At 62.3% G+C, this 8,517-nt stretch carries 9 protein-coding genes; 1 reads left to right on the plus strand and 8 read right to left on the minus strand.

Annotated elements, in window-relative coordinates:
- Window positions 1-58 precede the first annotated feature (58 nt).
- The 8 genes from K728_RS0111235 to K728_RS0111270 all read right to left on the minus strand — a co-directional run bounded on the left by K728_RS0111235 (window position 59) and on the right by K728_RS0111270 (window position 6,334).
- Entirely contained in the window at window positions 59-1,648 is a 1,590-nt protein-coding gene (locus tag K728_RS0111235) for an FG-GAP-like repeat-containing protein (protein WP_035747873.1), read from the minus strand.
- A gap of 89 nt (window positions 1,649-1,737) precedes the next feature.
- A complete protein-coding gene (locus K728_RS0111240; RefSeq protein WP_024476771.1) occupies window positions 1,738-2,214 on the minus strand; it encodes a pilus assembly protein TadG-related protein in 477 nt (158 codons plus the stop codon).
- Window positions 2,211-2,654, minus strand: a complete 444-nt coding sequence (locus K728_RS0111245; protein ID WP_024476772.1) for a TadE/TadG family type IV pilus assembly protein — start codon at window positions 2,652-2,654, stop codon at window positions 2,211-2,213. Before K728_RS0111245 ends, K728_RS0111240 begins: the two co-directional genes overlap by 4 nt.
- Window positions 2,620-3,030, minus strand: coding sequence for a TadE family protein (locus tag K728_RS0111250; protein ID WP_051317681.1), 411 nt, complete (start codon window positions 3,028-3,030; stop codon window positions 2,620-2,622). Before K728_RS0111250 ends, K728_RS0111245 begins: the two co-directional genes overlap by 35 nt.
- A 10-nt stretch (window positions 3,031-3,040) precedes the next feature.
- Window positions 3,041-3,232: a hypothetical protein gene (locus tag K728_RS0111255; RefSeq protein ID WP_237715293.1), complete on the minus strand. Its 192-nt coding sequence runs from the start codon at window positions 3,230-3,232 to the stop codon at window positions 3,041-3,043.
- An 83-nt stretch (window positions 3,233-3,315) separates the two neighbouring features.
- Window positions 3,316-4,257, minus strand: coding sequence for a type II secretion system F family protein (locus K728_RS0111260; RefSeq protein WP_024476774.1), 942 nt, complete (start codon window positions 4,255-4,257; stop codon window positions 3,316-3,318).
- Window positions 4,254-5,111, minus strand: coding sequence for a type II secretion system F family protein (locus K728_RS0111265; protein WP_024476775.1), 858 nt, complete (start codon window positions 5,109-5,111; stop codon window positions 4,254-4,256). Before K728_RS0111265 ends, K728_RS0111260 begins: the two co-directional genes overlap by 4 nt.
- Window positions 5,108-6,334, minus strand: a complete 1,227-nt coding sequence (locus K728_RS0111270) for a CpaF family protein (protein ID WP_024476776.1) — start codon at window positions 6,332-6,334, stop codon at window positions 5,108-5,110. Before K728_RS0111270 ends, K728_RS0111265 begins: the two co-directional genes overlap by 4 nt.
- Window positions 6,335-6,581: 247 nt before the next feature.
- Here K728_RS0111270 and K728_RS20180 point away from each other — a divergent pair, with 247 nt between their 5' ends.
- Complete coding sequence (locus tag K728_RS20180) at window positions 6,582-8,486, plus strand: GH25 family lysozyme (RefSeq protein WP_237742137.1); 1,905 nt, start codon at window positions 6,582-6,584, stop codon at window positions 8,484-8,486.
- Window positions 8,487-8,517: the final 31 nt, after the last annotated feature.

Genomic DNA, 8,517 nt, shown 5'->3' on the forward strand with positions numbered 1-8,517 from the left:
CGCCGTCGCCGCTGTGAAGCGACTGCGGGAGGTGGGGAGCGTGAGGGCTGGCGTGGCATCAGAAGATCAGGTTCAGTCCATTCCACCCAGTGCCCACCTGCACTCGGGGCAGCCAGCCCCCTGAGCCGTTGCCCGGATACAGCCACAGAATCCCCCGGCTGTCACGAGCAAGGACATCGGCGGTGCGATCCCCGTTAAAGTCGCCGGGGCTCATCACCGCTGTCATCGAGTTCCAGCCGTGCCCCACCCTCGAGCGAGGCAGCCAGCCCCCTGTGCCGTTGCCCGGATACAGCCACAAATAGCCGTTCGCTTTGTCGCGGGCCAGCAGATCAACCCGGCCATCGCCATTGAAATCACCGGGACCCACAATGGTGTTGAAGGCATTCCAGCCACTACCAACCCGGACCCGCGGCAGCCACCCCCCGGACCCATTTCCCCGATACAGCCAGAGGTACCCGGTGGTCCGTTCCCGGGCGAGAACATCCACAAACTGGTCTCCGTTGAAATCCCCTGGCCCAAGGATGCTGTTGAAAATGTTCCAGCCACTACCAACCCGGACCCTCGGCAGCCACCCTCCTTTGCCGTTGCCCCGGTACAGCCACAGATATCCGGTAGCCGCCTCGCGGGCCAGCAAATCAGCGGGACCGTCGCCATTGAAGTCACCCGGTGTCTCGAGAACGTCAAATCCGTTCCAGCCCGACCCGATCCGGACACCACTCCACGCAGTGCCATCTCCCTTTCCGCGGTACATCCGGAGATCACCGGTCGCTGTGACGCGAGCCAGGATGTCGTTGTTCCAGTCACCGTTGAAGTCGGCGGTGGAACGGGACAGCGTCGATGCTGGAATGGCCAGGGGTGTGAAGGCGTAGGGCTCGCAGGTCAGGTTGTAGTCCCGGGTGTCGTCGTACCACTGGGAGAGATAGACGCGCCCGCCGGAGAAACTCGGCTGCCGGCAGCGGTCCAGGGCCTCGGTGGGATAGTCCAGCCTCCCGGCCGTCGCCCACACCGGCACCCCGGGAAGTCGCCAGGATCCGGTGATCTCCGCCCACCCCGAGGCATAGGAGTAGAGGCCGTAGGAGAAGCCCGCATCGCGGAGCCCGCGCATCAGTCCCTCGATGATGAGCCGGTTGTCGCGTTGCTGCGCCGTGGTGCTGGTGGGCCACGGCTGGGCTGGCCGGGGTTCGACGTCGATCCACACCACCGGTGGCCGGAACCCTATCCGGTTCATGCTGGCGACGGCGAACCGCGCTTCCGAGTACCCCACGTTCGATAGCCGACCCGCACGGGTACTGCTCGCCCACGGCCCTCGTGCACCATAGGTATTCAACTGGGCAGCAGTGGGAAACCCTGCCATTGCGTAGCCGTGGGTCGACTTGTTATTGGTTTTGGTCCAGGTGACCTGACTTGCCAGGCATGGGTTTTCGGTGAAGGGCAGACCCTTGGTGAGTCCGATAACGACGAACTGGGTTGAAGTCGGCGGCATAGGCAGGCCGAAACCGCCGGCCGCTGGTGGGCATTGGGGCCAGGAGATATCGTGACCGTAAAGGGGGGCGGCCTGCGCAGGGGGTGCAACTGTCACGAAGCCGAAGAGAAGCGCCAGCGACGTTCCAATCGCCATTGCCATCCGTCTGAGCGAGCGAGCCATCATGTGAACCACCTCATCCAACTAGATCATTTTACCGCCGATCAGGGGTTTGGGATGGGTCAAATTCCCGCCAATTTGATCGTTCCGAAGTCTCAGCGGGTCAACACGGAGCGGGCCTCGGCGGTCACGGCGATGGGGATCCCCCCCGGTACGAGAAAGTTCACGACGGGTGGATGGACAACCGCAGTCAACACCACCTGGGCTGTCCTGTTGTCAGGTGCTCCGGTCCCCGGATCCATCGTCAGCCCGTCGAAGCGTGCGCTGGCACCGGTCAGGTAAAGGTACTCCTGCACCGTTGTCCGGACCAGCGTGGCATCCAGTGCTGGCAGGGGGGCCTCCGCACCCGGAGGTGGCTCGGCCAGTCTGAAGGTGTCGGCGGCGGTCAGGGCCGCGCCGTCGGCAACTGACAATAGCTTTTGCCGGTCGAGGTAAACAGCCGATGCGGCGAGCACCACGGTCAGAACTAACAGGGATAAAAACAGGTATCCGATCACCATGACTATGACCTGTCCCTCCTCGGGTCCGGACGTATGAATCTCCCGGATCGAAGGGAACTTGGGGCGAGTCATCTGAACCGTTCCACCAGTTGTGTCGCCGACGAGTCGACGACCACTACCGAATCGTCGACGCTGTGTCCGGGCGGCATGAACGGCAAGTTGATGCCGAGTCGGACACCGACCGTCACTCCTGAACCGGGGGTGAGGCATTCGCCGTTGCAGTTCACCTCGATCTCCGCTTCCGACGCGTCGAACCCGAAATCGTTCAGGACGAGGATCGCTGCCTGATGCGCCTGAGAGGTCGCCTCAGGCAGCGATTCCTCGGTGACGTAAATTTTGGCTGCCTGATCAGCGGCCCCGACCACGGCGAAGGAACCCGCCTGCAACCGACCAATGGTCAGGACAAAGTAGATCACCGGCACCAGCAAAACGAGTCCGAGGAAGACAAATTCGACGACGGCGCTCCCCCTCTCCTGTTCAGCTGTCGGTGGGCTCGCGTGGAAGCACCGCATGACCAGTCACCTCCAACACTCCCGCGGGACCGATCAGGCCGATCACTGGCAGTGGCGCCCGGACGGTCACCGCCAGCAGCGACAATCCGTTCTGGTTGATTTCGTCGACGGAGATTTCCTCGGCGTATCCATCGCTGAGTGCGGTGGAGATGATGACTCCAGTTCGCTGTTGCGCGTCGGCTGCGGTCCGATCAGCCAGCGTTCCGTAGCGTGCCCCTGACGACGCCGCATCAATCAGGGTGTTCCGGACGTGAAGCACCAGGGTGAGCTGGATGACCGCAACGAAAATGACGGTCAGGAGTCCCCCGATCAGTGCGAAGTCCACCACCGCTGCCCCACGCTCGTGGCTGGTATTGCCGTCCGGTTCTCTCCTCACCGCTGGCCGATCAGGGGCTGACGCGACTGATCGCGTCGTTGAAGAGGTTCTCCAATGCGGGACCGGCCAGAGCGAGCAGCGCTGCTACCAGTACCGCGGACATTAGGGTGATCATCACCCAGCCGGGAACATCTCCTCGCTCGGGCGGGTCATCCGCTGCGTTGTTCACCGTTCTCACCAGCCGGGTGAGCGCGAGCGCCAGGTACAGGTGAAGAGCTTGCAGGATCCGGTAAATGATTCGGTTCAGTTTCACTTTTTCCTCTTCCGTCGACACTGGTGGGTGGATTACAGGCCAAGGCTGATGAGTGCGATGCCTGGGTACACGGCAAAAAGGACCGTCAGGGGAAGCACCCCAAAAACCAGGGGGATCATCATGGCGATCTCCTTCTTCCCGGCTGCTTCCATCAACTCGCGTTTGGATACATCACGGACGTCCTGCGCCTGCGCCCGGAGAACATCGGCGAGCGGAGTTCCACGCTGCACAGCGACAGTGATGCCATCCACAAAACGCACCAGTGGTGTCAGCCTGGTCCGGTTCGAAAAATCCTGCAGAGCAGTCATTAGCGGCGACCCTGCTCGGGTTTCCGCGAGCACCCGCTCGAACTCCCGGGAAAGCTCCCCGTTAGATGTTCGACAGATCCGCTCGAGGGCACCCGTCGCGCTTTCGCCTGCGCTGACCGCGAGGGCCATTAGCTCGGCCAGGCTCGGGAACTCGGCCAGCATCCTAGCTTCCCTTCTCCGAATCTGGACCGACAGGAAGTAGTCCCGCAACACGTAGCCTCCCACCGTGCACCCGATCACGATGGCTACAGCGGGAAGCGGGCCGATGCTGCCCGACATTGCCAGGGATACCATCAGGAAAGTGGATGTGCCAAGGCCGAAAGCTGCCCACAGTATTTGCTCGGCCCGAAAGTCGGCCACCTGTTGTTCCTGACCCGCCTGCGATAGGCGTCTCGCGAGGGCTGCGGACGCCGGGTTGAACCGGCCCAGCCAGCGGACGACGTCGTCCAGTACCGGCCGTGCGATGCGCTCGATTGGCCCAAATGGGCTCACTGATGACGGCGGTCCATCCAGTAGCCGGGAACGAACGTCCACTGATTTCAGCTGCGGTGCTACACGGTCAACGAATCGTGCTGGTCTAAAGAAGGGGACCCGCACCAGAATGAGCCAAAGACCAGCCCCGAGGGAGCCGCCCATCAGGATGGCCAGTGCCTGGTGGTCCATCATCGCAGTACCCGTTCGTCCTGGGGCAAGGCGCCGATCCGGAGCATAATCCGGTAGCAGACCACCGAAACCACCAGACCGCCAATTAGCACTCCGGCACCCGTGGCGGTGTTATAGGCTCTTACCGCTTCCGGGCGGGTAGCGAGCAGCATCAGCACGAGCCAGGGGGCAGCAACAGCCAGCCGCGCAGCATTGATGGTCCAGGACTGGCGGGCTTCCAGTTCGCTTCGCGTCCGGGCGCTATCCCGCAGAAATTCCGCGAGCGTACCCAACAGCCGTCCAAGGTCGGAGCCACCTACATCCCGAGTCATTCTCAGCGCCTCGATAATGCGATCTGCGACTGGATCAGCGAGTCTGGCTTTCAATCGCTCCAGGGCATCATCGAACCGGGCGCCCGCGCGGTAGTCGTCGCTGAACGCGGTGAAGGCATGACGCAGCTCTGTAGGACCCTTCTCGCCCAGTTGGCTGATGGCTTCGGGCAGGGACAGCCCTGCGCGGATGGCTGATCGCAGGTGATCGACGACGTCGGGCCAGAGTTCTCTGAGTGAAGCCGCCCGACGACGCGCGCGCCACCTGACGACGCCCACGGGTAGCAGCGAACCGAACAGACCGAAGCAGGCCGCGATCGGAGGAGACCCGGTGAGGACGAGCACCGCCAGGAAGACCACCCCTCCGATGCCCAGTGACGTGGCAATCAGGCCTCCCGCTGAGACAGCTTCGATACCCGCGCGCAGCAGCAGGTCGTCAACTCGGCGGTTTCGGCGAGTAGTCTGCTGACTTTTGCGGGGTTCAGCCCAGAAGGACCACCAGATCATGAACAGACCCGTTCCGAGTCCTGCCCCGATGACCGTAATCATGTCGCTGGTCCCAGGAGGCGGGCAATCTGGAAACCTGCACTGGCGAATTTTTCTTCGGAGGGCATGGCGGACGCTGTGACAACGAGGTCACCGTCGACTCTTTGAAACACGGCCGATGATTCGATGATGCCGTTTTCCACCCGCCTGCCGAGGGACAGAATTTCAGTGACCCTCCTGCGTCCGTCTCGAAAGCGTTCGCAGTGAACCACGAGATCGATGCATGACGCCACCGTGGGCACCACAAAAGCACTAGAGATGTTGTCCCCAGCCAGCAAGGGAAGAGTGCAGATCTTAGTCACTGCATCATGGGCGCTGTTGGCATGCACGCTACACATCCCCGGCAGCCCGGAATTAAGGGCGACCAGCATGTCAAGGCTTTCCGCCTCCCGAACCTCACCCACGATCAGCCGGTCGGGGCGCATCCGAAGTGCTTCCTTGACCAGTCTCCGGAGCGGAATCTCCCCCTGTCCCTCCAAATTGGGTGGTCGGCATTGCATCCCCACCACGTCTCGCAGCGGAAGCTTGAGTTCGAAGATCTCCTCGACCGTCACCACCCGCTCCCGGGAACCGATACTTGAACCAAGACAGTTCAGCAGGGTTGTTTTACCGGCCTGGGTGGCACCCGACACCAGGATGTTCAGCCCGCTCACTACCGCTGCGTCCAGGAATCGGGCAGCTTGCGGCGACAGGGTCCCCAACCCGACGAGGTGTTCCAGCCGGGTCGCTTTGGCAATGAACTTTCGAATATTGACTGACCAATGACGGCGCGTCACATCCGGGATGACCACATGGAGGCGTGATCCATCAGGCAGTGCCGCATCCACAAACGGAGAGGATAGGTCGAGCCGTCTGCCCGATGATTTGAGCATACGTTCGACCAGGTCGTGGATTTGCTGCTCGCTCAAAACCAGCGAGGTCAACTCTGATTCACCGGACCGTGCAACGAAAATCTCGGTCGGTGAGTTGATCCAGACCTCTTCGACTGTCGGATCATCGAAGAACGGCTGCAAGGCGCCAAAACCGGCGACTGCGTCGAACACGAACTTCTGCGCCACGTCGCGCTGCCCGAGTTGCGGGAGTGTACCGAGCATGGTGCGCTCGTCGTAATCGTCAACGGCGGCCTGCACCAGCCGCAACACCTCATCACTCTGCCGGGCCGGGTCTAGCCCACGACGGCGGATGAGCTCACGAACCTCATCCTCGATAATGCGTACGGCGTCCATAGGAGTCCCTTGAAACAGGGCAGCCCGGCCTCTGGGGCCGGAACGCCCGAGACCGTGGGTGTAACCGGTGAATGCACTACAGGATAAGGGAAACAGGGGTCTTCGCCCACCCCCTGGTCAGGCGCTGTGGATAACGATCACCCTTGCCGAAACAGCTGCATCTGTAGTCACATCAGTCACAGTGGGCTATCCTCGAGGGGACGACGCCCTCTCTCGCCTCGGGCTCGCATTACTCGGAGACTTTTCTGTGAACCACTCTCGCGCCTCTACTGTCCTTGCCGCCGCATTCCTTACCGCAGCGCTAGCTGCGGGGTCCGTGCCAGCCATCGCCACCCCGCAACCCGTCCCACCAGAACCGACCATTTCGGCGCCGGCTGACGCAACGCCACCCGAATTGACACCTGCTGGTCCTCCTGATGGCCCCACGACGCCGGCTCCTGCCGAGGTGGCGACCGTCGACCCTGAGATCGTTGATCCGGCGGCTGAGACTCCGGTGCCCGCTGAGGTGGCGCCCGCCGAGGTTGCACCGGAAGAACTTACCGCTGCCGAATTAGCCGCGGATCCTGAAGCACTTGCGAAACTGATCGGTCCCCATGGTGCGAGCCTGGGGCAAGGCGCCGAGCGGATCGCCGAGTCCGGTGATCCGCAGATCCCAACCGCCCGGGAACTTCAGAACCAGTCAACTTTGAGCGACGCGCCTGCAGCAGCTACCGATCCTGCGGCGGTGAACCTGTGGCGCCCCCAAGGCACATTGGGCGTTGACGTCAGCAGCTACCAGGGCAACGTCAACTGGTCGGCGGCGTGGAATCAGGGTTCCAGGTTCGCCTACACTAAGGCCACCGAGGCGACGAGTTACAAGAACCCCTACTACAGCCAGCAGTACACGGGTTCGGCAAGCGCTGGCATGGTCCGCGGCGCCTACCACTTCGCCATTCCAAGCATCTCCTCGGGAGCCGCGCAGGCCAACTACTTCATTAACAACGGTGGCGGTTGGTCGGCCGACGGTAAGACCCTTCCCCCGCTGCTCGACGTCGAGTACAACCCCTATTCCTCGCTCGGCAACTCCTGCTACAACATGAGCACCACCGCGATGGTCAACTGGATCCGGGACTTCTCGAACACCATGCTGGACCGCACCGGTCGCGTACCCATGATCTACACCACCACCGACTGGTGGAACAGGTGCACGGGAAACTCGACAGCCTTCGCCAACCACCCGCTGCACATCGCCTCCTACAACAATGTGGGCGCGGGCACCCTCCCCTCCGGCTGGAACAAGTACAGCCTCTGGCAGTACACCAGCGAAGGTCCAGTGGTCGGCGACTGGAACGTCTGGAACGGCACGTCCGCCGCCCTTCAACGCTTCGTCCGGAACGAGGCAGCGCCAGCTCCGGCACCTCAGCGGCCCTCAATCCGTTCAACAGCCGACGTGATAGCAATCGACAGCTTTGGCAAGCTCTTCAACTATCCGAGCACCGGGCGCGGCTCACTCGGGACCAGGGCACAGATCGGGTCTGGTTGGGGATCCGCCAAATCAATTCACCAGGTGGATTGGAACGACGACGGAGTCCTCGACATCCTTGCCCAGTGGAATAACGGCCGGCTGAGCGTCTACTACGGGCAGCCAGCAGGAGGATTCCAGTCGGCCATAATTCTGGCAGCGTCAGGATGGGGCGGCATGCAGCTCTCCGTTGGCGATTGGATTAGTGGCGCCCGCCCATCCATCACAGGCGTCCGCACAGACGGATCACTCCATTACTGGGCACAGACCCGCAGCGGATCCTTGGCTGCTCCCCGCCAGGTCGGCCACGGGTTTAATGGAATGCAGATAGTGATGACCGATTACGACACGAACGGCACCCAGGATCTGCTCGCTCGCAACGGCCAGTCACAGCTGGTGTTGTACAAGGGCAACGGCGACGGTCGCTTCGCTCCTGCGTCGAGGCCGGTAGTTGGCTCAGGGTGGGGAAAGATGGTGACTCTCAACGCGGTGTCGGGCTTCAAGGGCAACGGCACTCAAGGCATTATTGCCAAACGCAACGACGGCAATCTGTATTACTATTCGATCGTGGACGGGGCCCGGTGGGGTACCTCAGGGCAGATCGGCCACGGCTGGTTGTCCATGAGGATCACTGGCGCTCAAATCAACTAAGCGGTAATCAGCACCCGAACGCGGCGCCCGG

Source organism: Arthrobacter sp. CAL618, from assembly GCF_000468215.1.
Taxonomy (GTDB): Bacteria; Actinomycetota; Actinomycetes; order Actinomycetales; family Micrococcaceae; genus Arthrobacter_D.

Coding starts and splice junctions, on each gene's coding strand:
- K728_RS0111265 (WP_024476775.1), bottom strand. CDS start 5,111: ATGATTACGGTCATCGGGGCAGGACTCGGAACGGGTCTGTTCATGATC.
- K728_RS0111260 (WP_024476774.1), bottom strand. CDS start 4,257: ATGATGGACCACCAGGCACTGGCCATCCTGATGGGCGGCTCCCTCGGG.
- K728_RS0111270 (WP_024476776.1), bottom strand. CDS start 6,334: ATGGACGCCGTACGCATTATCGAGGATGAGGTTCGTGAGCTCATCCGC.
- K728_RS0111240 (WP_024476771.1), bottom strand. CDS start 2,214: ATGACTCGCCCCAAGTTCCCTTCGATCCGGGAGATTCATACGTCCGGA.
- K728_RS0111235 (WP_035747873.1), bottom strand. CDS start 1,648: ATGATGGCTCGCTCGCTCAGACGGATGGCAATGGCGATTGGAACGTCG.
- K728_RS0111245 (WP_024476772.1), bottom strand. CDS start 2,654: ATGCGGTGCTTCCACGCGAGCCCACCGACAGCTGAACAGGAGAGGGGG.